Consider the following 24271-nt stretch of genomic DNA (forward strand, 5'->3'; position numbering starts at 1 on the left):
GGGTGGGATGCGGGCCGATCCAGGGCCGCCGGGGCCCTCAGGCGGCCGCGAGCCGGCAGATCGTGCGCGCGACCTCGAAGGAGGCCTCGAAGGCGGGAACCGGCAGGAACTCGAACCGCGAGTGGAAATTGCAGGCGCCGGTGAAGAAGTTCGGCGTCGGCACGCCCCGCGCCGAGAGGGCCGACCCGTCGGTGCCGCCGCGCATCGGGATCAGCTTCGGGGTGATCTCCAGCGCCGCCAGCGCGGAGAACAGCAGGTCCACCGCCCGCCGGTCGTCCCCGAGCGAGTCCCGGATGTTGCCGTACACGTCGTCCAGGCGGCAGGCCACGCGGCCGGTCGGGTAGCGGGCGGCGACGCGGGCGGCCTCCCGCTCCACCCGCGCCTTGCGGGCCGCGAAGGCGTCCCGGTCGAAGTCCCGGATCCGGACCTGGAGCCGCGCCTCGCTGTCGTTCGCCACCATCCCGCTGAACCAGTAATAGCCCTCGCGGCCCGCGGTGCGCTCGGGCGTCTCCGCCCGGTCGAACTGCGCGATGAAGTCCTGCGCCATCAGCAGCGGGTTGACCATCACGCCCTTGGCCGCCATCGGGTGGGCGCTGACCCCGGTGAACACGACCTCGCCGTTGGCGGCGTTGAAGGTCTCCAGCACGACCTCGCCCACCTCGCAGCAATCGATCGTGTAGGCGAAGTCGCAGGCGAACCGCGCGAGGTCGAGGGCCTTGGCGCCGCGCAGCCCGATCTCCTCGTCGGGCACGAAGGCGACGAGGATGTCGCCGTGCGCGTCCGCCGGGCCCAGCGTCGCCAGCAGCGTCATCATCACCGCGATGGCGGCCTTGTTGTCGGCCCCCAGCACGCTGGTGCCGTCGCCGACGATCACGTCCTGGCCCCGCCAGGGCAGGATCTCCGGGTGCTCCGCGGCGCGCAGCCAGATGTCCCGCTCGGCATTCAGGCAGAGGTCGCGGCCGTCGAAGCGCAGCACCTGCGGGCGGATCACCGGGGAGAGCCCGACATCGACCGTGTCGAGATGCGCGACGAAGCCGATCCGCGGGGCGCCCGGCCGGGTGCCGGGCTTCAGCGCCGTCACGATGGCGGCGTCGTCGAGGGTCACCCGCGCGAGCCCGATCTCGCGCAGCTCCGCGGCCAGCAGGGCCGCGAGGTCGCGCTGGCCCGGCGTGCTCGGCAGCGTCGCCGCGGCGGCGTCGCTCTGGCTCGGAACCGCGACATAGCGGAAGAACCGCTCGACCAGCTGCGCGCGAATGCTCATCGTTGCTCCTCTCGGCCCGGGCGGGCGCCCGGGAGCATAACCGCTTCGGCGCGCCTTCGGGCCTCAGCGGTGGCGACCATTGCCACCGCTGAGGCCCGAAGGCGCCGGACCCGTGCCGGGCGGGGGGCGGCGATGCCGTCCCCGGGGCTCACGCCCCGCGGCCGCGCCCCAGCCGCTCGGCAATGACGATGCCGCCGAGGACGAGGGCGAGGGCGACGGCGTTGTCGAGCCGGAACGGCTCCCCGGCCACGGTGACGGCCAGCGCCGCCCCGAAGACCGGGACGAGGTTCACGAAGATGCCCGCCCGGTTCGGCCCGATCAGCTCGACGCCGCGCATGAAGAAGAGCTGCGAGATCAGCGACGGCCCCAGCCCGACGAAGGCGATGATCGCCCAGCCCGCGGCGCTCGGCCAGATCAGGCGCCCGGCCGCCCACTCGGCGACGAGGAGCGGCAGCGAGGTGAGCAGGGCGGCGAGGGCCAGCGCGGCGAAGAAGGTCGCCCCCGACACGGCCGGCCGCGCCCGCAGCGCGACCGTGTAGCCGGCGTAGAGCAGGCAGGCGAGGAGCAGGAGCAGGTCGCCCCGGTTGAACGCGAAGGTGCGCAGCACCGCGAGGTCGCCGTGCGTCGCCGCGACGACCACGCCCAGGGAGGTCACGAGGACGCCGAGCACCTGGATGCGCGTGACGGGCGTGCGGTAGGCGAGGAAGCTGCAGGCCAGCACCACGACCGGCATCGCGCCCTGGAACAGGGCCATGTTGGTGACCGTGGTGGCGGCGCCCGCCGCGTAGAACAGGGCGTTGAAGACCGTGAAGCCGCAGCCGCCCATCAGCAGGATGCGCAGCCAGGCCGGGCGCAGCAGGCGCCACTCGCGGGCGACCCGTCGGGCCGCGAAGGGCGCCAGGACCGCGCAGGCGACGAGCCAGCGCAGGCTGGTCAGCGCGAGCGGCGAGACCTCGCCCACCGCCCACTTGCTCGCCACGGCGTTGCCGGCCCAGATCAGGGCGGTGAGCGTGAGGAGCGCGTAGGCCCGAAAGGCGCCGTCTCTTCCGCCGGAAACCCCGGATTTCGGGCGCCAGGATTCACGCATGGCCGTTCTCATTCGCCCTCCGGCCGCCGGATGGGCCAGGGAACAAGGCGATAGGCCAAGGCGTGGGCATCCGCTACCTGGGCTCGCCCCCGGTCGGCCGCGCCGCGACCGTGCCGCAAGGCTCGATTCCGCGTCCCTCGCCCCACCCTCCGCGCGTGGTCCCGCGGCCTGGCCGGCCTCTCGCCCGGCCAGCCGCCCTGCCCCGGCTTCCGGCCTGACGAGTGGGCAACCACCCCGGAGGACCACCATCGCTCCGGGGACGCGTTCGGGCCCGAGGCCGATCGGCTGGGCTCGCACACGGTCACGCTGCTCGGAATGTGCCGGGGCTGCGCATTAGGTTTCCGGTGATCTCGGTGTTACGGATGGAGGGCACGCGGAGTGCGGCACAGAGGTACCCCCACGTGCCGACCGATCTTCCCACGCCATCGCAGGCGCCGCGCTGGCGGAGGCTTCTGCGACTGGGCGTCATCCTCGTGTGGTTCAGTCTCGCTGATCTCGCTCGTCGAGGATGGGCGGCGCTGAGGCGAGGTCGACGCCGTCCGTAGAGCGTCGACGCGTTCCCTTATGCGAAGAGAACAGCCGCCAGCGGCCCGCTCAGCGCGGCAGGAAGGGGCTCCGGAGCCGCCGGTCTGCGCCGTCGCCACGCGTCGAGGCGGACGGTGGGGAGACATCATCGGACCCGGGTGTGGGAGTTCAAGCGTTGGCCACCGGGGCGCGATCCCGCGGGCTTGGTGGCGCTGATGGACGAGAACGTTCGCGACTTGCACGCTGCCCTGGTCGAGGCCGCGGCGCTCGGTAACGCCCTTGCCGGCGAGTGCGCCGAAATCGCCCGGCAGTTGCATGGCTGCGGGAATGCCTCCAGGGCTGAGGCGATCAGCGGCGTGGGCCGCGCGTTGCGGATCAAAGCGCTGCAAATGTCGGCCGCTGCCGGCGCTCTGGTCACGCGCGACCCGCACGTCCTTGCGCCGGAGGCGGGACGGGACAGAATCCTCGGCCGAGGGTCGATGAGCTCCCGGTAGCTTGCGCGCGTCGAGCGCATGCATGCGGACCAGCGGTCCCGATCCTTGGGCTCCCTGCCCGATCGCCCCGCGGAAGGGGCCCGGGCCCGCCAGCGTGGCGAGCCCCGAGATGCGTGCCCCTGCCCGCTCGGCTTCGAGGAGCGCGAGGAGTGGCTGGAAGACTTCGACGGACGGGCGCGCAGGCCGCGTCCGACCGGCCGAAGAACCCCGCCGGGTGAACGGCGCGCGCCGTCCCTGCCATCCTCTGCTCCGATCCGGCAGCGTCTCGATCCGCCTCGTGGAGCCGCGCGCGCGCCGCGGCCGTTCCCCTGCCGTTCCCTCGCGATCCGACGCCGGCTGGCATACGCTCGGGACCAGCCAGGAGGCATTTCTGATGTCGGAACGCCGAGAACTCTACCGAAGCCCGAGCGGGGACACTTGGTACCTTGGCCGAGAGCCGCAGAACGGCAGGGCATTCATCATTCACCAGCCTAACGGGCCCTCCGGAGGAAAGCGCAGTCATATCGAGCTGGGAGCTTTCTTGGCAGACGGAACGGGCAAGCCGGAACAGCAAGCCTTGCTTCGCTTGATCGGAACGCTCGTCGAGGTTCCTCCGTATGCGGATCAGACCTGAGGGCCGGAGGCGAAAGGCGATCCGGACGGCCATCCCGCCGGCGCGGCGGGCCTGAGATCTGCTGATCAGGCCACGTCGCCAGCCAGCCGGCTCTCCCGTCGCGCTCGGGCCGCGACGGGCGGCCGGGCGTGGCAGGGGCTCCGGCCCGGCCCAGGCAAGCAGAGCCATGATCTGGCGCTTACCGTCCCGCGTCTGCTTGTCCGTGCAGCAATAGCCCTCCGGAAGCGCGCAGCAGCGCGAGGGCTGGTAATGCTCGCGCACGATGTCCCGGTCAGGGCGGCGGACGGGCCTTAGGCAGATCGGGATCGGAGGCCGCCATGGTGTGTCTCCCGCCGCCAGCCCCGGGGCTGAATGCAGATGACGGGCACTGACGGCACGGCGGTGGGCCTGCCGAGGCCGAGGCCGGAGCGCTCTCGGTCGCCGTCGCGCTCCTCCCCGATCCGCTCGATGCCTTCGGGATGGCGGAAGTGGGCGTCGCTCAGGCGCCGCGCGGGCTCGTGATCCGGGACCCGCTGTGATCAGCCGGATCCCGGATCACAAGTCATGCTGATTGAGTTTTGGCCCGAGGGGTTCCAACCCCCGAGGTGACCTTGCCGTCAGGGCGAACTTTGGCCCCCGGAGGCGGTGGCCCTGCCCCGGTCGGATCCGAGGCAGGGGGCACCTCAGGGTCGGGCTTTCTCGCATCGTGGGACATGCTCGCCTCCCGGTCTGGGTGGAAAGGTGGAGGAACTGCCGGCTGCGCAGCCACCCCATCGCGGCAGCCCTCGGGGGGGCGAGAGAAGGGCGACGCACCACGCGACCCGTCGGCACGTCGAAGAGCGGCCGCGCCAGGAGCTCGCGCGAGACGGCCAGCGCCTCGACCGACCGGCTCATGGAGTCAATGTGGAGGAAGCAAGAATCCCTGCCGCTCAAGCGCTTCTCTTGCGCCTGCTCCGGGTCGCCAGTCCATCTGGTCGCGAATTTGAAAGGTTTGACTTGGTCCATGACAACGCGCGACGGATTGCGTTGCCTGTTCGAATGACCCTGGTCACGCGTTGGTTCGTTCGCCTGGGGTTAAATCCGGTGAAAGCTCGTCCGCGCGATCGCCGCGCAGCGGAGGCGGCCTCCGTCTCGGTGGCGACCCACCGCGGCCCCCGCCGCGGGTCCGACGAGCGGGATCGCGACAGTTCCGCCCGCCGCCGGCCGCGGCCGCATGGCTGGCCTCCCCTGACCGGCAACCGGCCGCGGCACCGGGGCGGCAGGGTCCGCGCCCCGGCCGGCATCGCCCGCCCGGATCGGCGCGGAGAGCGTCGGCGGGAGGCGATCCTCCGGGCGCGGCGGGCCGCTTCGTCCTTGAAAACCCGCCGGAGCTTCCGGATCATGGCGGCGGGCGGCCCTCAGCCCGGAGAACGGCGTGACGGGAAAGAGAACGGGCGCGGCGGCCCGGATCGTGCGGCTTCCGCGCGGCAGACCGGCCGCGGCCGGCGACCGGGGAGCGGCGATCTACGCGGCGCTGCGGCGCGCGATCATCGAGCAGGCGCTCAAGCCCGGCGAGAAGCTGCCCGAGGACGCGATCGGAGCGAGCTTCGGCGTGAGCCGCACCATCGTGCGCAACGCCCTGCACCAGCTGGCGGCCGAGGGGCTGGTGGAGATGCGCCGCAACCGCGGCGCGCGGGTGGCGCGGCCCCGCTGGGAGGAGGCGGGGGACATCTTCGACATCCGCCGCGCCCTGGAGCGCCTGGTCATCGCCCGGCTCGCCGGCCGGCTGACGCCCGAGCAGGTGGCGCGGCTGAAGGAGCATGCCGACCGCGAGGACGCCGCCCGGGGAGGATCCGAGCCGCACTCGGTGCGGCTCGCCACCGAGTTCCACGTGCTGCTCGCCGAGATGACCGGGAGCGAGGTGCTGGCGCGCTACGTCGGGGAGGCGGCGTGGCGCTGCGGCCTGACGCTCACCCTCTACAGCCGCCCGCACTCCTCGGAATGCGGCGTGCACGAGCACCGGGAGATCATCGCGGCGCTCGAGGCGGGCGACGAGGCCCGCGCGGTCGCCGTGATGGACGGGCACCTCTCGGCGGTGGTCTCCCGCGCCCTGATCGACCCGCCGGGGCGCAGCCGCGACCTGAGCGAGATCCTGCGCCGCTACGCGCAGGAGTGATCCGGGATCCGCTCGATCCAAGCGATCCCGGATCGCGAGCCCGCGCGGCGCCTGAGCGACGCCGACATCCGCATGGCCGAAATGGGAGATGGCGAAGCCATCGACCGGATCAGGCGCAGCCGATGCGCCGCGCGTACCAGGCGCGCAGGGCCCGCTCGTAGCGCGGCCAGGCCCGCAGCAGCGGATCCCGCGGCACGGCGCCGCGGTAGCGCGCCCGCAGCTCGGCCTCGGCCGCCGGGAGGTCGATCCCGGTCACCCGCCCGTCGGCGACGACGCGGCGGCCCGCCACCACCACGTCGCGGACATAGGCGGCGGTCGCGCGCGCGAAGACGAGGTCGAGGGGGTCGACCGGCAGGATCGCGTCCCGGTCGAGGGCGTCGAGGTCGAGCACCATCAGGTCGACCGGCGCGCCCGCCTCCAGCAGGCCGGGGCCCGGCGCCCCGAGGCTGGCGCGGCCCTCCGCGATCACGGCCGCGAGGAAGCGGCGGCGGTCGTCCGCATCCGCGAAGCCCCAGGGACCATGGACCGCCTGCACGAGGCGCAGCTCGCGCAGCATGTCGTCGTCCTCGTCGAAGGCGAGGCCGTCGAGGCCGAGGCAGACCCGGCAGCCCTGGGCCCGCGCCTCGCGGAAGGGGCCGATCCCGGAGCGCAGGTGCAGGTTCGAGCTGAAATTCGTGACGATCGTGGCCCCGGCCTCCGCGATCAGCGCCCGCTCCTCGGCATCGGCATGGACGCAGTGGGCGAGGGTCAGGCGCGCCGAGAGGAGGCCGATCTCCTTGAGGAAGCGCACGATCCCCTGGGGGTATTCGCGCCGCGCCCAGTCGCGCTGGGCGGCGGTTTCGAGGAGGTGCATGTGCACGCGCCGGCCCGTCAGGGCGGAGCGCTCCGCGACGGCTTCGAGGAGCGGCCGGCTGCACCATTGCACCCCCGCCGGCCCGAACTGGACCGCCACGGTCGGCCCCTCGATCGCCGCCGCGATCGCCTCCGTGAGGGCGACGTACTCCGCCGGGGACGGGGCCGGCCGCAGGAAGGCCGCCTCGATCGCCGCGCGGGTCCCCGCCGGGAGGTCGTCCAGCACCTCGTCCGAGGCTCCGTAGACGAGGGGATTCCGGTCGCGCACGGCGAGCGCGAAGGTCATGCGAACGCCGACGTCGTGGGCCGCGCGGGCCACCTCCCGGGCCTCGTCGAGGAGCGGGAGCCGGCCGCTCGGGCGGGTGTAGTGCACCATCACGGCGGCGCAGCCGGCCCGCGCCGCCCGGGCGAGGGGTGCCGCCGCGGCGAGGTAGGCGTCCGGCGGGGTCGCCAGGGCCGAGCGCGGCAGCCACGTCTCCAGGGGCAGGAAGGCCGCGCCGAAGGAGGTCAGGGACAGGGGCCGGGCGTGGTCGTGGGCGTTCACCAGCGCCGGCATCACCAGGCGCCGGCCCGGGACTGCCGGGCCCCCCTCCCCGCCCGGCCCGACAGCTGCGCCCGGCGCATCCGCCGCGATCGCGGAGATCGCCGCGATCCGGTCGCCCACGATGCGGATCGCCCGGGCCGGCGCCGCGGCGAGGTCCGGCCCGAGGAGCGCGTCGCCCGCGATCCGCACGGCGCGTCACTTCTTCACGTAGTCGAGGCTCCGCTCGGCCCGCGGCGGCAGGAAGCCGCGGCTGAACACCTCGGCCGGCTCGGGCCGGCGCGGCAGGTCGTAGCCCGCCGCCACCAGGGCGATGGCGCGCGCGAGCCGGTCGTCCTTGAGGTCGCCGACCCCGATCTCCCTCATCTCGGGCGAGACGATCAGCGTCTCGTAGGAGAATTGCAGCCGGCGCTTCTCGACCGCGGCGTTGACGAGGTTGTCGAAGGCCACGACGGCCTGCATGCCGAGATCCTGGTCCCGGCCGATCTCCACCACCGCCCGGTTGATCGCCCGCACGAGGCCGGCCACCGCCTTCGGGTTCTCCTTCAGCAGCTTGCGCGACACCATCACCCCGTTCGAGTACAGATCGAGCCCGTGATCGCCGAACGAGATCCAGTTGAAATCCTTGTCCGGATCCTGCCGGTTGAGCACGAGGTTGAAGTAGCTCGTGATCGTGAAGACCAGCGCGGCGTCGATCTGGCCCTGGAGCAGCATCGGCTCCTGAAGGTTCGGGGCCATGTTGCTGACCTTGATCCTGGCGAGATCGAGGCCGTTGGTCTTGGCGAAGACCGGCAGCATGCGGGTGGTCGGGGTGCCCTGGGCGCCGCCGAGCGTCCGGCCCTCGAGATCCTTGGGGCCGCGGATGCCGCTCGCCGCCTTCGAGACGATCGCGAAGGGCGGCTGGTTCCACAGCATGTAGACCATCACGGGCGCGTCGGCCGGGCGGGTCGCCGCGTTCTGGATGATGGCGTTCATGTCGCCGAAGCCGGCATCGTAGGCGCCGCCCATGATGCGGGTCACGGTCGCGCCCGAGCCCTCGCCCTGATCGATGACGACGCTGAGCCCCTCCTCCTTGAAGTAGCCCTTGTCGCGGGCGAGGAAGAAGGCCGCGTCGCTCCCCTGCGTCTTCCAGCCGAGGGTGAACTTGATCGTGGTGTCGGCCAGCGCCGTCCCGGCGGCGAGGCACAGGACCAGCGTGGCGGCAAGATACCGGATTGCGGCAAGACGTCGGATCATCGTCGGCTCTCCCCTCTGGGCGCTCCCCGGCGCCGTGTTGCCGTGGTGGGGCCGGCCGCGGCGCGGCGGCCCGCCCCGCTCAGACCGCGATCTCGCGCTTGCGCGTCGCCCAGCCGGTCACCCGCGCCTCCACCAGCGAGAAGGCGGCGTAGAGGGCGATGCCGAGGCCGGCGAGGATGAACAGGCCCGCGAAGGCGAGCGGCACGTCGAAATTCGAGGAGGCGGCCATCATCACGTTGCCGATGCCACGGTTCGACGCGACGGTCTCGGACAGGACCGTGCCCACGAAGGCGTAGGTCACCGCCACCTTCAGGGAGGCGAAGAAGAACGGCATCGTGCGCGGCAGGCCGACGTTCCACAGGATGTCGAGCTTCGAGGCGCCGAGCGCCTTCAGCACGTCCTCCAGTTCCGGCTCCGTGGTGGCGAGGCCGGTGGCGATGTTCACGACGATCGGGAAGAAGCAGATCACCAGCGAGGTGAGCACCGCCGGGACGGTGCCGGAGCCGAACCACAGCACGAAGATCGGCACCACCGCGACCTTGGGGATGGACGAGAAGCCGATCAGCAGCGGGTAGGCGGTGTCGTAGGCGAGCCGCGAGACGCCGATCACCGCCCCGATGACGAGGCCGGTGAGCACGCCGAGGACGAAGCCGAGCATCGTCGTGCCGAGGGTCTGGAGCATGTGCGGCCAGAGCACCGGCGCGCGGGCGACCAAGGTGGCGAGGATCTGGCTCGGGCGCGGCAGGACGAGATCCGACACGCCGAGGGCAACGCACAGCACCTCCCAGGCGGCGAAGAAGCCGAGGATCATCAGGAGCGCGAGACCGCGCTGCCGCAGGCGGAGGGCCGGCATGGTCAGGGGCTCCCGGCCGGGGCCGCCCGGGCGCTCACGATGAGGTCGCGCAGGCGGTGGGTGAGGGTGACGAAGCCCGGCTCGTAGGTCATGGCGACGCTGCGCGGGCGCGGGAAGGCCACGGGCGAATCGTCGAGGATCCGGCCCGGCCGCGCGCTCATCACGCAGATGCGGCTGGCGAGGTAGCCGGCCTCGCGCAGGTCGTGGGTGACGAGGATCACCGTCGGCCGCCGCGCCATCCAGAGGTCCTGGAGGATGCCCCAGAGCTCCTCGCGGGTGAACTGGTCGAGCGCCCCGAAGGGCTCGTCGAGGAGGAGGAGCCGCGGCTCGTGGACCAGCGCCCGGCACAGATTGGCGCGCTGGAGCATGCCGCCCGAGAGCTGCCAGGGGTAGCTCCTGGCGAAGTCCTTCAACCCGACCTGGTCGAGGAGGGCGTGGACCCGGTCCCGGAAGGCGCCGCGGCGCTTGGCGCGGAATTCCGACCGGTACGGCGCGACGATGCGCAGGGGCAGCATCACGTTCCGCTCGATCGTGAGCCAGGGGAGCATCGTCGGGTTCTGGAAGGCCATGCCGATGCGCAGCGCCTTGGCGCTCGCCTCCCGGCCGCCGACGATCACCGCGCCGGCGCCCGGCCGCATCAGGCCGGCGGCGAGCCGCAGGATCGTGGACTTGCCGCAGCCCGAGGGGCCGACCAGGGCGACGAACTCGCCCTCGCGGATGTCGAGGCTGGTCGGCGCCAGCGCCGCGACCGCGGAGGCCCCCTGCCCGAAGGTGACGGACGCGCCCTCCAGCTCGACCGCCTTGACGCGGCCGGGCGCGAAGGACGTCTCGTCGGGGGGCCGGGGCAGCGAGGCGGTCGCGTTCATGCCGCCGGCAAGGCAGGTTCCGTGCCAGCGTATACGATCGAGGTGCGGCGCAGACCGGTCTCCCGCCGCGCGCGCGGCCAAGCTTGAGCTTGGAAAGCGGGCGATCCGCTCGCCGAAGCGGCACTTGTGTCAATTTTCGAGCACGATTTGCCGCACAAACGGTATACGATTTGCCGGGACAGGGCCTTACACTCGGCGCCGCCGCGTCGGCCGCGGGCCGGGGCGGCGCGCCGCCGCCCGCTCAGGAGACCCGCCATGCCGACATCCGATCCCGCCGAGGCGGCCCGCATCGTCGACGCTTTCCTGGAGGCCTCGATGCGCCCCGATCCCGTCGCCGCCGCCGCCTTCATGGCGCCGGACGTGCGCATCGTCTTCACGGGCGGGCGGGTGTTCGGTCATCCGGGCGAGGCCACCGCCTTCAATGCCGGCCGCTATCGCTGGGTGAAGAAGCGCATCCTGTGCAACGACGTGGTGCCCGGCGACGGCGAGACCGTCGTGTACAATCTCGGCACGCTCTACGGCGCGTGGCCGGACGGGCGCCCCTTCGAGGGCAACCGCTACGTCGACCGCTTCGTGGTGCGCGACGGGCTCATCGTCAGCCAGGAGGTCTGGAACGACAGCGCCGAGCGCATCCTCGACCCGAGCCTCGGCGCCTGACCGCCATGGACTTCGATCACCTGTTCACCAACGCCCGCCTGCCCGGGCGCGACGGCCTCGTGGACCTCGCGGTGCGGGACGGGCGCTTCGCGGCCGTCGAGCCCGGGCTGCCGCCGAACGGGCCGAGCGAGGATCTCGGCGGGCGGCTGGTGATCCCGGGCTTCGTCGAGACGCATCTCCACCTCGACAAGGCCTGCCTCCTCGGGCGCTGCGATTGCGGCGCCGGCAGCGTCGGGGAGGCGATCGCGGCCGTCACGGCGGCCAAGCGCGGCTTCACCGAGGCGGACGTCTACGAGCGGGCGCGCCGGGTGCTGGAGCGCGCCGTCGCGCAGGGCACCACCCGCATCCGCACCCACGTGGAGGTGGATCCCCGCATCGGGCTGACGAGCTTCCGGGCGCTGAGGCGCCTCAAGGCCGACTACGCCTGGGCGGTCGATCTCGAACTCTGCGCCTTCCCGCAGGAGGGACTGCTCGACGATCCGGGCTGCGAGGACGTGCTGGTCGCGGCCCTTGAGGAGGGGGCGGACCTCGTCGGCGGCGTCCCCTACATCGACCGGGACGCGGACGGCCACGTCGCGCGGATCTTCGCGCTCGCCCGGCGCTTCGACGTCGACATCGACTTCCACCTCGACTTCGACCTCGACCCGACCTGGCTGCGCCTCGACGAGGTCTGCCGCTGGGCCGACCGGACCGGCTGGGGCGGGCGCGTCGCCATCGGCCACGCGACCAAGCTCTCGGCCCTGCCACCGGAGGCCTTCGGACGGGCGGCGCGGCGCCTCGCCGGGGCGGGCGTCGCCGTCACGGTCCTGCCCGCGACCGACCTGTTCCTGATGGGGCGCGAGGCCGCCTGCAACGTGCCGCGCGGCGTGGCGGCGGCGCACCGGCTGGCGCGGGCCGGCGTCACCTGCTCGATCGCCACCAACAACGTCCTCAACCCGTTCACGCCCTACGGCGACGCCTCGCTGCTGCGGATGGCGAACCTCTACGCCAACGTCGCCCAGGTCTCGTCCGAGCCGGACCTCGCCCTCTGCCTCGACCTCGTCACCGACCAGGCGGCGCGGCTGATGCGGTGTGCCGATTACGGCCTCGCCCCGGGCCGCCGGGCCGACCTCGTCGTGCTCGACGCGCGCAGCCCCGCCGAGGCGGTCTGCACCCTGGCTTGGCCGCTCCAGGGCATGAAGAACGGGCGCCGGAGCTTCGCGCGGCCGATGCCGCTCCTGTCGCCGCCCGGCGAGGCCGCCCGCGCCCCGGGCCCGCTCCTGGGTCCGCCCCTGGGTCCTGCCCTGGGTCCTGCCCTGGGTCCTGCCCTGGGTCCTGCCCTGGGCTGAGCCGCGCCCGGCGCACGCCGCCCCGGCCCGCCGCGCGGGCGCGTCGGGGCCCGACGCGCGATGTCGCGAATCCGACAGGACGAGACATCCGTGTACCCGCCGCGGATCGTCGATTTTCCAAGTACTACAATGACTTGATGGATGGCACGGCGCTTGCGGAACCTTCACCGGACTGACGCAGAGGTGAAGACATGTCCTCCCCGGTGTTCTCCCTCGAGGCCCTCGTCTCGGCACCGATCTCGGTCGACGCGATGCGGGCGAAACTGCAGGAGGGCGGCTGCTCGTCCACGTCCTGCGGCTCCTCGGCCAAGCCGGACGAGATGCCCGAGGACGTCTGGGACAAGATCAAGGATCATCCCTGCTACTCGGAAGAGGCGCATCACTACTTCGCCCGCATGCACGTCGCGGTGGCGCCGGCCTGCAACATCCAGTGCAATTACTGCAATCGCAAGTACGATTGCGCCAACGAGAGCCGGCCCGGCGTGGTGTCGGAGAAGCTCACGCCGGACCAGGCCCTGCGCAAGGTGGTGACGGTGGCCAACGAGGTGCCGCAGCTGTCGGTGCTCGGCATCGCCGGCCCCGGCGACAGCTGCTACGATTGGAAGAAGACCAAGGCCACCTTCGACGCGGTGTCCCGGGAGATCCCCGACATCAAGCTCTGCCTCTCCACCAACGGGCTCGCCCTGCCCGACCACGTCGACGAGATCGCCGAGATGAACGTCGATCACGTCACGGTGACCATCAACATGGTCGATCCGGAGATCGGGGCGAAGATCTATCCCTGGATCTTCCACCAGCACAAGCGCTACACGGGCGTCGAGGCCGCCCGCATCCTGCACGAGCGGCAGATGCTGAGCCTGGAGATGCTGCGCGACCGCGGCATCCTGGTGAAGGTGAACTCGGTCATGATCCCCGGGATCAACGACGAGCACCTGCTCGACGTGAACGCGTGGGTGAAGGAGCGGGGCGCCTTCCTGCACAACGTGATGCCGCTGATCTCGGCGCCCGAGCACGGCACGCATTTCGGCCTGACCGGCCAGCGCGGCCCGACCGCCATGGAGCTGAAGGCCCTGCAGGACAAGCTGGAGGGCGGCGCCAAGCTGATGCGCCACTGCCGCCAGTGCCGGGCCGACGCGGTCGGGCTCCTCGGCGAGGATCGCGGCCAGGAATTCACCCTCGACCAGCTGCCCGCGCAGATCCGCTACGATCCGAGCAAGCGCGCCGCCTACCGGGAGGTCGTGGCGCACGAGCGCGGCGACCACCAGGTCAACAAGCAGGCCGTGGTGGCGCAGCTCAGGGCGCTCGGGGCGGAGCAGACGCTCCTCGTCGCGGTCGCCACCAAGGGCGGCGGCCGGATCAACGAGCATTTCGGCCACGCCAAGGAGTTCCAGGTCTACGAGGCGGGCCCGGGCGGCGTGACCTTCGTCGGCCACCGCAAGGTCGACTCCTACTGCCTGGGCGGATTCGGCGAGGACGCGACGCTCGACGGCGTAATCGCCGCGCTGGAGGGGGTCGAGGTCGTCCTCTGCGCCAAGATCGGCGATTGCCCGAAGGAGAGCCTGGAGGCCGCCGGCATCCGCGCCACCGACCGCTACGCCCTCGACTACATCGAGGCGGCGATCGGCGCGGTCTACGCGGAGCAGTTCGGCCGCCGCGTCACCGACGCGCCGCTGATGCTCTCGGCCTGACGCGGCGCCCGGCGCGGGGCCGCCCGCGCCGTCCCCGTCTCCCCTCGCCCTCCCCTCTTCCCCGCCGGGCGCGCCCGGCCCTTCCACCAGGAGACCGCCATGGCCCTCAAGATCATCGCCTCGCAATGCACCGTCTGCGGCGCCTGCGAATTCGAATGCCCCAACAGCGCCATCCGCATGAAGGGCGACATCTACATCGTCGATCCCAAGAAGTGCACGGAATGCGACGGCCAGTTCGACGAGCCGCAATGCGCGGCGGTCTGCCCGGTGCCGAACACCTGCGTCAAGGCCGCCCCGGCGGCCTGAGCGGGCCGCCGGGCGGGTCTGCCGGGCGTCGCGGGTCCGTCACCCTCGCCCTCACCCTCGCCCTCACCCTCGGCGACGCGGGCGCGGCGGACGCTCCGGCGCGGGATGCGCCAAAGCAGAACGGCATGGGGCAATTCTGCTTGGTCTCTTCATGCCAAGGAGGCGGCGATGGCGGGCGGAGCCGAGCCGGGTCCCGAGGCGCTCGACTGGCAGGGCCGGCCGCTGCGCTGCCAGGATTGCCCCCACGAGGATCTCCAGGCCGAGGGGCGCTGCGACCTCGGCCGGGCCTGCGTGCTCGACCGGCGGGGGAAGCGCATCGACCGCTTCTTCTCCCGCAACCCGGACCTCGCGGCGGCCTATCTCGACCACCCGTATTTCGAGGTGCGCACGCTGGCGGCCAAGCACGCGAGCGTGTTCCTGATCGGGCGGCTGCGGGACGACCCGGAGCCGGAGGTGCGCGCGATGGTGGCCTTCCGGCTGCCGCTCGCCCGGGCCGGTTCCATGCGGGAGGATCCCGACCGGCGGGTGCGGATGGCGGTGGCGCAGCGGCTCTCGGGCCGGGACCTCGTGCCCCTGCTCGGCGACGCGGACTACGCGGTGCGGCTCGCGGCGGCCCGCCGGGCGCCGCCGGCCGCGCTCCTGCTGCTCGCCCGCGACCCCGAGGCCGAGGTGCGGCGCGCGGCAGCCGCGCGGGTCGTGCCCGAGGCGCTGATGGCCTTCGCGGCCGATCCCGACCCGCTGGTGCGGCGCGCGGCGGCCGAGCGGCTGCCTGCGCCCCGCCTCGTCGCGCTGATCCGCGACCCCGACATGCGCGTGCGCCACGCGGTGGCCGAGCGCATCGATCCTCGGCACCTCGCGCCGCTCCTCGCGGACGAGGTGCCGGCCATCCGCGAGACGGCGTCCCGCCGCCTCGCCGAGTGATCCGGGACCCGGTTGATCCAAGCGGATCCCGGATCGCGCGCCCGCGCGGCGCCTGAGCGAAGCCCGATTCCGCCATCCCGACGGGATCGAGCGGATGGGGGATGAGGAGGAGAGCATGGGACTGGGACGCGAGCAGGAGATCGAGATCCGGCGGGAGCCCGCCTTCCGGCCCGGCGAGAAGGTCCGCGCGACCAAGCACGTCAAGAACGACGGCACCTATCCGCACAGGGAGATCGGCAAGACCCTGGTGCGCAAGGGCGACACCGGCTACGTGCGCGACATCGGGGTCTTCCTGCAGCAATTCTACATCTACGCGGTCGAGTGGGTCGACCGCGGCACCATCGTGGGCATGCGCGGCAAGGAGCTGGTCAGCCTCGACCGGCCGACGGCGTCCGGCGCCGCGCCGGCGCGCGCCGCCAGCGAGGAGGCCCGCCCGTGAAGCTGATGATCCGCAGATCGCCCCGCGGCGGCCTCTCGGCCTACGCGCCCAAGAAGGACCTGGAGGAGCCGATCGTCGCCATGGAGCACGACGCCCTCTGGGGCGGCTGGGTGCGGCTGAAGAACGGCTGGACCTTCGTGCTGCCGGCGCTGCCGGCCGAGACCCGCCTTCCGATCACCGTCAACGCCCGCAAGCTCGGCGACGAGGAGGAGTGACCCGATGGACCCGTCGATCCAGGCGCCGCCCCCGCTCGCCGCGCCCCGCTCCCTCGCCGCGCCGGACGGCCTCGCGCCGCTGCGGGAGGCCGCGGCGCTGCTCGCGGACGACCGGCTCGTGCCCTATCTCGGGCCCGGCCTCCAGGCCGCCGCGGGCGCGGGCGGCACGGTGCCGCTGAGCCCGGAGGCGCTCGCGGCGGCGCTCGGCCAGCGGCAGGCGGCGCCGGGCCGGATCCGCACCAACCTCTGGGCCGTGGCGCAGTTCATCGAGCAGCGCCGCCACCGCCGCACCCTCGCCGCCTGGATGGCCGAGATCTTCGCGCCCCCGCTCGCCCCGACCCCGTTCCAGACCGCGCTGGCGGGGCGCGGCCTCGGGCTGATCGTCGACACCTGGTACGACGGCGCGCTGCGGGCGGCCTTCGCGGCGAGCGGCCGGACGGATTGGGGCGAGATCCAGGGCATCACCCGGGCCGGGGCGCATCGGGACGTCTGGACGCGGGGCTTCGACGCGGCCGGGACGCCGGTCGACGAGGCGGCCTCGCGCGGCTGGGTCACTCTGCTCTACAAGCCCCACGGCGCCGCCCGCCCGCCGGGCCAGGCCCTGGTCGCCGACAGCGACTACGTCGAGGTGATGACCGAGATCGACATCCAGACGCCGATCCCGGTCGAGGTGCGCGCGCGGCGCGTGAGCCGGGGCTTCCTGTTCCTCGGCTGCCGCTTCCACGACCAGATGCTGCGGACCTATGCCCGCCAGATCATGAAGCGCTCGGCCGGGCCGCATTTCGCGGTGATGACCGGGGCGGACCTCACCCGCAACGAGCGGCGCTTCCTGGACGATGCCGGGATCACGCTGCTCGACCTGCCGCTCGCCCCGGCGCTGGAGCGGCTGGTCGGGTGAGGCCCCGGCCGGGGCGCGGCCGCGGCGGCATCGGGGCCGCGCCCCCGCGCGGCCCCCGAGGGAGCCGCCCGGGCCGCCCGGGCCAGCCTCACAGCATCACCGGCTCCGCGCCCACCGTGCCGACGAAGGTGTGGTCGCGCACGGCCACGACGCCCGGGATGGTCTCGGCCGCCGTGACGAGGGCCTTCGCCTCGGCCTCGTGGCTCACCATGCCCCAGAGATGCACCACCCCGTCGAGCACCGTGACGTTGCTCTCGCCCTTCTCCGTCCAGGGCTGCCGGCCGAGTTCGGCGAGCAGCATGTCGCGGATGCGCTGATCGGTGAGATCGCGCGGGCTGCTCGGCTCGGGCGCCGCCGGGAGCAGGGTCGCCAGCGCCCGCACGAGGTCGCTGCGGGTCACGATCCCGACGAGCCGCTCGGGCAGGCCGGGCCGCGCCTCGACGATCGGCACGCGGCGGATGTGGCGGCGCTCCAGGATCTCCACGATCTCCGGCAGGGGCGTGTCCGGCGTCGCGGTGACGACCGGGCTCGCCATCACGTCCCGGACCGTGCGGCCATGGGCCTCCCGGTACTCATGGGCGAGGGTCTCGATCGAGGCGAAGAACCTCAGCCACGACGAGCGGCGGCGATCGGTCGCCAGTTCCGCCCGGTGCAGCAGGTCGCCCTCGCTCACGATTCCCACGAGGGCGCCCGACTCGTCGACCACGGGGGCCGCGCTGATCCGCTTCTCCACGAAGATCCGGGCGAGCGCTCCCAGCGGCGTCTCGGGCCGCACGGTGAAGACGTCGCGGTGCATGATGTCGCGCGCGCGCATGGCATACCTCCGGCTTGAGCCAAGGTTGAACGACGCATCATTCGCCGAGACGGTCACCGGTTCGGCGGCAAACATGATGCGGTAACAAGACATCGGCCGAATTGCCCGATGCAATTCCGCTGAATTCCGACCATCCTGCGCCCCGATCGAGGCGGCCGGATTGATCTCGCTCAAGGCCCCGGGCGGCGCGCCGGCCTGTGCTGGGGCGAGGAGGGCCCCGAGCGGCCGCCGGAACGGCCCGGCCCCCGAAGGAGGATGCCATGCTCTCGACCATCACCCTGACGCTCGCCCGCTGCCCGGACTTCCCGGAAGGCAGCGCGGGGCGCGGCTACGAGATCGTCGCGCCCCTCGACGCCGACGGGCACCTCGACGCGGCGCAGTGGCAGGCGCGGCGCGACCATTGCCGGGTGCGCCGCTTCTGGACGGGAGAGCCCGACCGGCACGGCCGCCTGATCCACCGGGCGGGCGGGAGCGGGGGCGCCACCTGGCTGATCGACTACGACGACCGCAGCACGCAGGACGACGAGCCCGGCTACCGGCTCGGGTCCCACCGCTTCGTGGAGGGCGAGTACGTCTCGCTGCGGGATGCCGAGACGGAGGAGCTCCACACCTTCCGGGTCGCGCGCGTGGCCGCCCACGCCCGCGCCGCCTGATCCGGGACCCGCTTGATCGAAGCGGGTCCCGGATCACCAGCCCGCGCGGCGCCTGAGCGAAGCCGATATCCGCATCGCCGAAATCGGAGATGGCGAGGCCATCGATCGGATGTCGCATGAATTCCCGGCGCGCGAGGGGCGGGTCCGGCCGCACCCGCCCCTCGGAGTCGATCCGCGTCCGCCTCCGTGCGGAGGCCGCGGCCTCGCGCGGACCCTACTGGCTCCCGTCGACCGCCTCGCCGACGATCAGCTCCGCCCGGGCGGTCGCGGCGCGGCGCTCCAGCTGGGCGCGCAGGCCGGGCAGCGCCTCGGCGGCGCCCGCCGCCGCGAGATCGGCCTGCAGGCGCGCGAGCACCTCCTCGTCCGTGGCCAGCACGCTGCCGCCCACGAAGGCGGCGACGTAGGACTCGGCCGTCGCGCCGTCGAGGCGCATCCGCCCGGCGGCCCATCCCGCCAGCAGCCGGTTGCGATGCGCGCGCTCCCGGAACCGCACCTCCTCGGCATGGGCGAATTCCTGCTCGAACATCGTCTCGCGCTCGTCGAAGATCGTGGTCATCGGCGTTCTCCCTCGCTCCCCGAAACTTGATCGCCTCGGCGTCTCCCCGGAAATGTGGCGCGCCGGCCCCTGGAGGTCTTTGTGCCTGATCAATCGCCCGAGGCGGGCGGTCTTGACACGGATCATGGCCCGCCCTCCCGGAACCGGGCTGATGGGGCGGACCGCGCGGGGCGCGGGCGAGGGCAAGCCATGCAGGCAGTGTCGGAGAGCGGGGCGGCGCGGTCCTCCCCCGAAACGGTCCCCGAAGCGCCGGCGGCGTGGCGGGGCGTGCTGCGGCGCGGCCTCGTCGGACTGCCGCTCCTCGGTCTCGGTCTCGGCCTCGCGGCCCAGGCCCTCGGCGCGCCCCAGATGGCCGCCTGGGCCTGGGCCGTCCCGACCCTGATCGTGCTGGCGGTCCTGGTGGCGGAGGTGGTGACCAGCCTCGCCCGGGGTGATGTCGGGCTCGACCTCGTCGCCCTGCTCTCGATGGGCGGCGCCCTCGCCCTGCAGCAGCCCCTGGCCGGCGTGATCATCGCGCTGATGTACGCGGGCGGCCAGGGGCTGGAGAGCTTCGCCTCGGCGCGGGCCTCGCGGGAGATGACGGCGCTCCTCGCCCGCCAGCCGCGCAGCGCGCTGCGCCGGGAGGCGGGGGGCGTGCGCGAGGTCCCGCTCGCCGCCCTGGAGCCGGGCGACGCGATCCTGGTGCGGGTGGGCGACGTCCTGCCGGTCGACGGCCGCGTCGCCGAGGGCCGGGCCGTCCTCGACCAGGCGACGCTGACCGGCGAGGCCCTCCCGGTGGCGCACGATCCGGGGGCGCGCGTGCTCAGCGGCGCCGTGAATGTCGGCACGCCCTTCACGCTCACGGCCGAGCGCCGCGCCGCCGAGAGCACCTACGCGGGCATCCTGCGGCTCGTCGCGGAGGCCCGCGCCCGGAAGGCGCCGATGAGCCGCCTCGCCGACCGCTACGCCGTGGCCTTCCTGGCCGGCACGATCCTGCTCGCCGGCTCCGCCTGGCTCGCCAGCGGGGATGCGCTGCGCGCCCTCGCGGTCCTGGTGGTCGCGACCCCCTGCCCGCTGATCCTGGCGGTGCCGGTCGCCCTCGTCTCCGGCCTGTCGCGCGCGGCCGGGATCGGCGTCCTGATCAAGGGCGGCGGCGCCCTCGAATGCCTCGCGTCGCTGCGCGTCCTCGTCATCGACAAGACCGGCACGCTCACCCATGGCAGCGCCCGCCTCGCCGGGATCGAGGCGGTCGCCCCCGCCGAGGCCGCCGAGGCGCTCCGGCTCGCCGCCTCCCTCGACCAAGCCTCCGCCCACCCGACCGCGCGGGCGCTCGGCGAGGCGGCCCGCGCGCGCGGGCTCTCCCTCGCGCCCCCCGCCGCCGTCACCGAGTACCCGGGCGAGGGCATCGCCGGCACGGTCGAGGGCCGCGCCGTGGCGGTGGGCGGTCCGCGGCTGATGCGCGGCCTCGGCATCGCCTTCCCCCCGGATCGCGGCGGCGCGCCCGGCGGGGCGCGCGTCCTGGTGGCGATCGACGGGGCGCCCGCCGCGACGCTGCACGTCGAGGACCCGCTGCGCGGCGACGGCGCCGGCACGCTCGCGGCCCTGCGCGCCGGCGGGATCGACCGGATCGTGCTCGCCACCGGCGACCGGCGGGCGATCGCCGAGCACCTCGCGGCCGGGCTGCCGATCGACGCCGTGGCGGCGGATCTCGACCCGGCGGGCAAGGCCCGCATCATCGCCGCCGAGCGCCGCCACGGCCCGGTGGCGATGGTGGGCGACGGCGTCAACGACGCGCCCGCCCTCGCGGCGGCCGATCTCGGGGTGGCGCTCGGCGCCCGCGGCGCGGCCGCGGCGGCGGAGGCGGCCGACGTGGTGCTGCTCGTGGACAGCCTCGCGCCCCTGCCGCGGGCGATCGCCATCGCGCGCCGCGCCCGCGCCATCGCCCTTCAGAGCGTCTGGGTCGGGCTCGGCCTCTCCCTCGCCGGCATGGTCGCGGCCGCCCTGGGCTACCTCTCGCCCATCCAGGGCGCCCTGCTGCAGGAGGCGATCGACGCCTCCGTGATCCTGAACGCCATGCGGGTCCTCAGGGGCGGCGACCCCGCGCCGGCCGGGCAGAAATAGGACGGTCGCCGCACCGGCCGGCTCCGCGCCCTTGCGGCCGCGGCGATTCCGCGCGAGGGGGACGGGTCCGGAGCCGGCAGGAGCGCGCACCGATGAGTTTCGATCCCGAACCCGCCGCCGCGCTCCTCGCCGAGGCGTGGCGCGGCGGGCGCCAGATCACCGCCCTGCCGCCGGAGATCCGGCCCGCCACCCTGGCGGAGGGCTACGCGGTGCAGGACCGGCTGATCGCCGTGCTCGGCGAGCCCTGCAGCGGCTGGAAGCTCGGCCTCGGCAGCCGGGCGCAGAAGCGCGACCTCGGCATCGGGCGCTCCGTCGCCGGACGCGTCCTGGCCGCCCGCTGCCACGGCCCCGACGCCGTCGTGCCCCTGCCGCACGCGGCGCCCGCGACGATCGAGTGCGAGATCGCCTTCCGGCTCGCCCGCGACGTCGCTCCGGGCGCGCCGCCCCCGCCCCTGCGGGACCTCGTCGCGGAGACCTGCGTGACCTTCGAGGTGGTGCTGTCGCGCTTCGTGGACCGCCGCGCCGCCGGCTGGCCGAGCTTCGCGGCCGACGATGCCGGCTTCGAGGCGCTGGTGGTCGGCGAGGCGGTCGACCCGGAGGCGCTCGCCGCGCTCGCCGCCGACCTCCGCGTCGCCGTCGACGGCGAGCTGCGCGCCCGGGCGCTCGCGGGCGACGACGCCACCGACCCGGCGGCCGCCCTCGCGGACCTGATCGCGGTGGCGGGCGAGCGCGGCCTGGCGCTGCGGGCGGGCGAGATCGTCTCGACCGGCACCGTGTCGCGGCCCTTCACGGTCGAGGGGCCGGCCGAGATCCGCGCCGACTTCCTCGGGCGCCACCTCGCCTTCCGCACGCGCCCGCCGGGGAATCCGGCGTGACCGGTCCGCGCATCCCCGCCGAGGCCCTGCGGGCCTTCGCGGCGGCGGTCTACGGCGCCGCCGGGATGGGCGCGCAGGATGCCGCTCTCTGCGCCGACAGCCTCGTCCAGGCTGATCTGTGGGGCCATCAGTCGCACGGGATGATGCGCCTGTCCTGGTACGCCGCCCGCCTCGCCGCGGGAGTCTGCGATCCCCGCGCCGTGCCGGAGACCGTGGTCGATGCCGGCGGCCTCGCGGTGATCGACGGGCGCGAGGCGATGGGCCAGGTCGTGGCCGCGCAGGCGATGGCGGAGGCGATGGCCCGGGCGGCGGCGCACGGGATCGGCGCGGTGGCGGTGCGCAACTCCAACCATTTCGGCACCGCCATGTACTTCACCCTGATGGCGGCGCGGGCGGGCTGCATCGGCTTCCTGTCGACCAATGCGAGCCCCGCCATGGCGCCCTGGGGCGGGCGCCGCAAGGCGCTCGGCAACAATCCCTGGTCCTGGGCCGCGCCCGCCGGCCGGCACGCGCCCCTGGTCCTCGACATCGCCAACACGGCGGTCGCCCGCGGCAAGATCTACCTCGCCCGCCAGCGCGGCGAGGCGATCCCCCTCGGCTGGGCCATGGACGCCTCCGGCCGGCCGACCGCCGACCCGCAGGCCGCCATCGACGGCCTGATCCTGCCCATGGCCGGGCACAAGGGCTCCGCGATCTCGGCCGTGATGGACGTGCTCTCCGGCGTGCTCACCGGCAGCGCCTTCGGGGCGGGCGTCGCGGGCCCCTACCAGGCCGAGCGGCGCAGCGGCGCAGGCCACCTCGCGCTCGCGATCGACATCGCCCGGATCCAGCCCTTGGCGGAGTTCGAGGCCCGCATGGAGCGCTTCATCGCCGAGATGAGGGCCGTGCCCCTCGCCGAGGGTGCCGAGGCGGTGTTCTACCCGGGCGAGATCGAGGCGCGGGCCGAGGCCGAGAACCTGCGCGAGGGCGTGCTGCTGCCCGAGGACACCCGCGCCGACCTCCTGCGGCTCGCCCGCGCGAACGGGCTCGACCCGGCGATGCTCGGCCCCTGAGCGGCGCCCCCGGGCGCCCTCACAGACCCCCGTCGCTGATGCGGTACCACGCGATCACCGCCGAGGCGTAGAGGCGGTGCAGGCCGTGGAGCGGCAGCGGCTGCACCGGGCCGAAGGGCAGCGGCAGCGCCGCGGCGTCGCCCGTGGCCAGGTAGGCGGCGATGGCCCGCCCCATGCTCGTCTGCAGGCCGACGCCCCGCCCCTGGCAGCCGATGTCGATCACGAGGCCCGGCACCGGCTCGTGCAGGTGGGGCAGGAAGTCCCGGGTGATCGCCACCCGCCCGCACCAGCGATGGTCGAAGCCGACATCCGCCGCCTGCGGGAAGACTTTGGCGACGATGCGCTCGAGATGCGCCCAGTCGGCCGGGCCGCGCGGCTCGCGGAAGGGGCCGCGCCCGCCCATCAGCAGCCGGCCCGTATGGTCGAGCCGGAAGTAGAGCAGGAGCTTGCGGGTGTCCGAGGAGACCTGCCCCTCCGGCAGGATCGTGCGGCGCAGGTTGTCGGAGAGCGGCACCGTGGCGACCTGGAACGAGTTCGCCGCGATGATCGTGCGCGCGAGGCCCGGCCACAGCCCGCCCGTGTAGCCGTTGGTGCAGATCACGACCTTCTCGGCCCGCAATTCCGGGCCGCGCGCGGTGCGCAGGACGAAGGCCCCGTCCCGCCGCGCGATGCCGGTGACCGCCGTGTCCGTGTGGATCGTCGCGCCGGCCCCGAGCGCCGCGCGGGCGAGGCCGCGGGCGTAGGAGAGCGGCTGGACCGCGCCGCCCCGGCCGTCGAGCCAGCCGCCGAGGTAGCGCGGGCTGCCGAGGAGCCGCTCCGCCTCGTTCCGGTCGAGCAGCCGCGCGGGCGCCCCCCGGCGCGCCCATTGGGCGGCCCGCCGCTCCGCCTGGGCCAGCCCCGCCGCCGTGTGGGCACCCTGGATCCAGCCCGCGCGGACATGCGGCACCTCCATGCGGTGGCGGGCGATCAGGTCGAACACCGCGTCGGCGGTGGCGCCCGCGAAGGCGGCGAGCCGCTCGCCCCGCTCGGGGCCGAACTTCGCCACCAGCTCGTCCGGATCGTACTTGAGGCCCGGGATCACCTGGCCGCCGTTCCGGCCCGATCCCCCGAAGCCGATCTCGCGCGCCTCCAGCACGACCGGGCGAAGCCCGGCCTCGGCGAGGTGCAGGGCGGTCGAGAGGCCGGCATAGCCCGCCCCGATCACCGCCACGTCGGCCCGCCCCGAGGCGGCGAGGGGCGCCGTCGCGGGGGCGGGCGCGGCGGTGGCGGCCCAGAGCGAGGGGGCGAGCGGGAAAGGTTCGGTCATC

At 73.9% G+C, this 24271-nt stretch carries 23 protein-coding genes; 14 read left to right on the top strand and 9 right to left on the bottom strand.

What is annotated here, in order from left to right:
* Positions 1-37 precede the first annotated feature (37 nt).
* Both pepT and MET2598_RS0105450 read right to left on the bottom strand, forming a co-directional pair.
* A complete protein-coding gene (gene pepT, locus MET2598_RS0105445; protein WP_018260128.1) occupies positions 38-1261 on the bottom strand; it encodes a peptidase T in 1224 nt (407 codons plus the stop codon).
* A gap of 148 nt (positions 1262-1409) precedes the next feature.
* Positions 1410-2348 (bottom strand): DMT family transporter, encoded by a 939-nt coding sequence (locus MET2598_RS0105450; protein ID WP_018260129.1) that lies wholly within the window; start codon positions 2346-2348, stop codon positions 1410-1412.
* Positions 2349-3088: 740 nt separating this feature from the next.
* Here MET2598_RS0105450 and MET2598_RS0105455 point away from each other — a divergent pair.
* Positions 3089-3367, top strand: a complete 279-nt coding sequence (locus tag MET2598_RS0105455) for a hypothetical protein (RefSeq protein WP_236728667.1) — start codon at positions 3089-3091, stop codon at positions 3365-3367.
* A 2006-nt stretch (positions 3368-5373) separates the two neighbouring features.
* A complete protein-coding gene (locus tag MET2598_RS0105460) occupies positions 5374-6114 on the top strand; it encodes a GntR family transcriptional regulator (protein ID WP_018260131.1) in 741 nt (246 codons plus the stop codon).
* Between the two features lie 109 nt (positions 6115-6223).
* Here MET2598_RS0105460 and MET2598_RS0105465 read toward each other — a convergent pair whose 3' ends face one another.
* The 4 genes from MET2598_RS0105465 to MET2598_RS0105480 all read right to left on the bottom strand — a co-directional run bounded on the left by MET2598_RS0105465 (position 6224) and on the right by MET2598_RS0105480 (position 10462).
* Positions 6224-7699: an amidohydrolase family protein gene (locus MET2598_RS0105465; protein ID WP_018260132.1), complete on the bottom strand. Its 1476-nt coding sequence runs from the start codon at positions 7697-7699 to the stop codon at positions 6224-6226.
* Between the two features lie 6 nt (positions 7700-7705).
* Positions 7706-8743, bottom strand: coding sequence for an ABC transporter substrate-binding protein (locus MET2598_RS0105470; protein ID WP_018260133.1), 1038 nt, complete (start codon positions 8741-8743; stop codon positions 7706-7708).
* A gap of 79 nt (positions 8744-8822) precedes the next feature.
* Entirely contained in the window at positions 8823-9596 is a 774-nt protein-coding gene (locus MET2598_RS0105475; protein ID WP_012333386.1) for an ABC transporter permease, read from the bottom strand.
* 2 nt (positions 9597-9598) lie between these two features.
* Positions 9599-10462: an ABC transporter ATP-binding protein gene (locus tag MET2598_RS0105480; RefSeq protein ID WP_018260134.1), complete on the bottom strand. Its 864-nt coding sequence runs from the start codon at positions 10460-10462 to the stop codon at positions 9599-9601.
* A gap of 255 nt (positions 10463-10717) precedes the next feature.
* On the opposite strand from MET2598_RS0105480, the gene MET2598_RS0105485 reads away from it, so the two are divergent.
* The 8 genes from MET2598_RS0105485 to MET2598_RS0105520 all read left to right on the top strand — a co-directional run bounded on the left by MET2598_RS0105485 (position 10718) and on the right by MET2598_RS0105520 (position 16914).
* The gene (locus tag MET2598_RS0105485; RefSeq protein ID WP_018260135.1) at positions 10718-11119 is read left to right on the top strand and encodes a nuclear transport factor 2 family protein; all 402 of its coding nucleotides are present in this window, start codon (positions 10718-10720) and stop codon (positions 11117-11119) included.
* Positions 11120-11124: 5 nt separating this feature from the next.
* Positions 11125-12447 carry an amidohydrolase family protein gene (locus MET2598_RS35970; RefSeq protein ID WP_018260136.1) on the top strand — a complete coding sequence of 441 codons (1323 nt, stop codon included), beginning with the start codon at positions 11125-11127 and terminating at the stop codon, positions 12445-12447.
* Between the two features lie 191 nt (positions 12448-12638).
* Entirely contained in the window at positions 12639-14135 is a 1497-nt protein-coding gene (gene nifB, locus MET2598_RS0105495; RefSeq protein ID WP_012333382.1) for a nitrogenase cofactor biosynthesis protein NifB, read from the top strand.
* A 99-nt stretch (positions 14136-14234) separates the two neighbouring features.
* Positions 14235-14441: a 4Fe-4S dicluster domain-containing protein gene (locus MET2598_RS0105500; RefSeq protein ID WP_018260137.1), complete on the top strand. Its 207-nt coding sequence runs from the start codon at positions 14235-14237 to the stop codon at positions 14439-14441.
* 168 nt (positions 14442-14609) lie between these two features.
* Entirely contained in the window at positions 14610-15362 is a 753-nt protein-coding gene (locus MET2598_RS0105505; RefSeq protein ID WP_018260138.1) for a 4Fe4S-binding leucine-rich repeat protein, read from the top strand.
* Between the two features lie 115 nt (positions 15363-15477).
* A complete protein-coding gene (locus MET2598_RS0105510; RefSeq protein WP_026190532.1) occupies positions 15478-15801 on the top strand; it encodes a nitrogen fixation protein NifZ in 324 nt (107 codons plus the stop codon).
* On the top strand, positions 15798-16016 hold the full coding sequence (nifT, locus tag MET2598_RS0105515; RefSeq protein WP_012333378.1) for a putative nitrogen fixation protein NifT: 219 nt from the start codon (positions 15798-15800) through the stop codon (positions 16014-16016). Before MET2598_RS0105510 ends, nifT begins: the two co-directional genes overlap by 4 nt.
* A gap of 4 nt (positions 16017-16020) precedes the next feature.
* Positions 16021-16914 (top strand): SIR2 family NAD-dependent protein deacylase, encoded by an 894-nt coding sequence (locus MET2598_RS0105520; protein WP_012333377.1) that lies wholly within the window; start codon positions 16021-16023, stop codon positions 16912-16914.
* A gap of 88 nt (positions 16915-17002) precedes the next feature.
* On the opposite strand, the gene MET2598_RS0105525 is transcribed toward MET2598_RS0105520, so the two are convergent.
* Positions 17003-17728 (bottom strand): CBS domain-containing protein, encoded by a 726-nt coding sequence (locus tag MET2598_RS0105525; protein WP_012333376.1) that lies wholly within the window; start codon positions 17726-17728, stop codon positions 17003-17005.
* Positions 17729-17988: 260 nt separating this feature from the next.
* Here MET2598_RS0105525 and MET2598_RS0105530 point away from each other — a divergent pair, with 260 nt between their 5' ends.
* Positions 17989-18381 carry a hypothetical protein gene (locus MET2598_RS0105530; RefSeq protein ID WP_012333375.1) on the top strand — a complete coding sequence of 131 codons (393 nt, stop codon included), beginning with the start codon at positions 17989-17991 and terminating at the stop codon, positions 18379-18381.
* Positions 18382-18595: 214 nt separating this feature from the next.
* On the opposite strand, the gene MET2598_RS0105535 is transcribed toward MET2598_RS0105530, so the two are convergent.
* Positions 18596-18937: a DUF1476 domain-containing protein gene (locus MET2598_RS0105535; protein WP_018260140.1), complete on the bottom strand. Its 342-nt coding sequence runs from the start codon at positions 18935-18937 to the stop codon at positions 18596-18598.
* A gap of 189 nt (positions 18938-19126) precedes the next feature.
* Here MET2598_RS0105535 and MET2598_RS0105540 point away from each other — a divergent pair, with 189 nt between their 5' ends.
* The 3 genes from MET2598_RS0105540 to MET2598_RS0105550 all read left to right on the top strand — a co-directional run bounded on the left by MET2598_RS0105540 (position 19127) and on the right by MET2598_RS0105550 (position 22964).
* On the top strand, positions 19127-21037 hold the full coding sequence (locus MET2598_RS0105540) for a heavy metal translocating P-type ATPase (RefSeq protein ID WP_026190533.1): 1911 nt from the start codon (positions 19127-19129) through the stop codon (positions 21035-21037).
* A gap of 92 nt (positions 21038-21129) precedes the next feature.
* Positions 21130-21912, top strand: a complete 783-nt coding sequence (locus MET2598_RS0105545) for a 2-keto-4-pentenoate hydratase (protein ID WP_018260142.1) — start codon at positions 21130-21132, stop codon at positions 21910-21912.
* Positions 21909-22964: an Ldh family oxidoreductase gene (locus MET2598_RS0105550; protein ID WP_018260143.1), complete on the top strand. Its 1056-nt coding sequence runs from the start codon at positions 21909-21911 to the stop codon at positions 22962-22964. Before MET2598_RS0105545 ends, MET2598_RS0105550 begins: the two co-directional genes overlap by 4 nt.
* A gap of 19 nt (positions 22965-22983) precedes the next feature.
* On the opposite strand, the gene MET2598_RS0105555 is transcribed toward MET2598_RS0105550, so the two are convergent.
* Entirely contained in the window at positions 22984-24270 is a 1287-nt protein-coding gene (locus MET2598_RS0105555; RefSeq protein ID WP_012333370.1) for an NAD(P)/FAD-dependent oxidoreductase, read from the bottom strand.
* Position 24271: the final 1 nt, after the last annotated feature.

The organism is Methylobacterium sp. WSM2598, assembly GCF_000379105.1.
In the GTDB taxonomy this organism is placed as follows: Bacteria; Pseudomonadota; Alphaproteobacteria; order Rhizobiales; family Beijerinckiaceae; genus Methylobacterium.

Excerpts from the sequence above, each read along its gene's own strand:
- MET2598_RS0105530 (WP_012333375.1), top strand. The coding sequence starts at position 17,989 with ATGCTCTCGACCATCACCCTGACGCTCGCCCGCTGCCCGGACTTCCCG.
- MET2598_RS0105450 (WP_018260129.1), bottom strand. The coding sequence starts at position 2,348 with ATGCGTGAATCCTGGCGCCCGAAATCCGGGGTTTCCGGCGGAAGAGAC.
- MET2598_RS0105480 (WP_018260134.1), bottom strand. The coding sequence starts at position 10,462 with ATGAACGCGACCGCCTCGCTGCCCCGGCCCCCCGACGAGACGTCCTTC.
- MET2598_RS0105500 (WP_018260137.1), top strand. The coding sequence starts at position 14,235 with ATGGCCCTCAAGATCATCGCCTCGCAATGCACCGTCTGCGGCGCCTGC.
- MET2598_RS0105505 (WP_018260138.1), top strand. The coding sequence starts at position 14,610 with ATGGCGGGCGGAGCCGAGCCGGGTCCCGAGGCGCTCGACTGGCAGGGC.
- pepT (WP_018260128.1), bottom strand. The coding sequence starts at position 1,261 with ATGAGCATTCGCGCGCAGCTGGTCGAGCGGTTCTTCCGCTATGTCGCG.
- MET2598_RS0105485 (WP_018260135.1), top strand. The coding sequence starts at position 10,718 with ATGCCGACATCCGATCCCGCCGAGGCGGCCCGCATCGTCGACGCTTTC.
- MET2598_RS0105540 (WP_026190533.1), top strand. The coding sequence starts at position 19,127 with ATGCAGGCAGTGTCGGAGAGCGGGGCGGCGCGGTCCTCCCCCGAAACG.
- MET2598_RS35970 (WP_018260136.1), top strand. The coding sequence starts at position 11,125 with ATGGACTTCGATCACCTGTTCACCAACGCCCGCCTGCCCGGGCGCGAC.
- MET2598_RS0105555 (WP_012333370.1), bottom strand. The coding sequence starts at position 24,270 with ATGACCGAACCTTTCCCGCTCGCCCCCTCGCTCTGGGCCGCCACCGCC.
- MET2598_RS0105525 (WP_012333376.1), bottom strand. The coding sequence starts at position 17,728 with ATGCGCGCGCGCGACATCATGCACCGCGACGTCTTCACCGTGCGGCCC.
- nifB (WP_012333382.1), top strand. The coding sequence starts at position 12,639 with ATGTCCTCCCCGGTGTTCTCCCTCGAGGCCCTCGTCTCGGCACCGATC.
- MET2598_RS0105545 (WP_018260142.1), top strand. The coding sequence starts at position 21,130 with ATGAGTTTCGATCCCGAACCCGCCGCCGCGCTCCTCGCCGAGGCGTGG.
- MET2598_RS0105535 (WP_018260140.1), bottom strand. The coding sequence starts at position 18,937 with ATGACCACGATCTTCGACGAGCGCGAGACGATGTTCGAGCAGGAATTC.
- MET2598_RS0105510 (WP_026190532.1), top strand. The coding sequence starts at position 15,478 with ATGGGACTGGGACGCGAGCAGGAGATCGAGATCCGGCGGGAGCCCGCC.
- MET2598_RS0105520 (WP_012333377.1), top strand. The coding sequence starts at position 16,021 with ATGGACCCGTCGATCCAGGCGCCGCCCCCGCTCGCCGCGCCCCGCTCC.
- MET2598_RS0105475 (WP_012333386.1), bottom strand. The coding sequence starts at position 9,596 with ATGCCGGCCCTCCGCCTGCGGCAGCGCGGTCTCGCGCTCCTGATGATC.
- MET2598_RS0105470 (WP_018260133.1), bottom strand. The coding sequence starts at position 8,743 with ATGATCCGACGTCTTGCCGCAATCCGGTATCTTGCCGCCACGCTGGTC.
- MET2598_RS0105455 (WP_236728667.1), top strand. The coding sequence starts at position 3,089 with ATGGACGAGAACGTTCGCGACTTGCACGCTGCCCTGGTCGAGGCCGCG.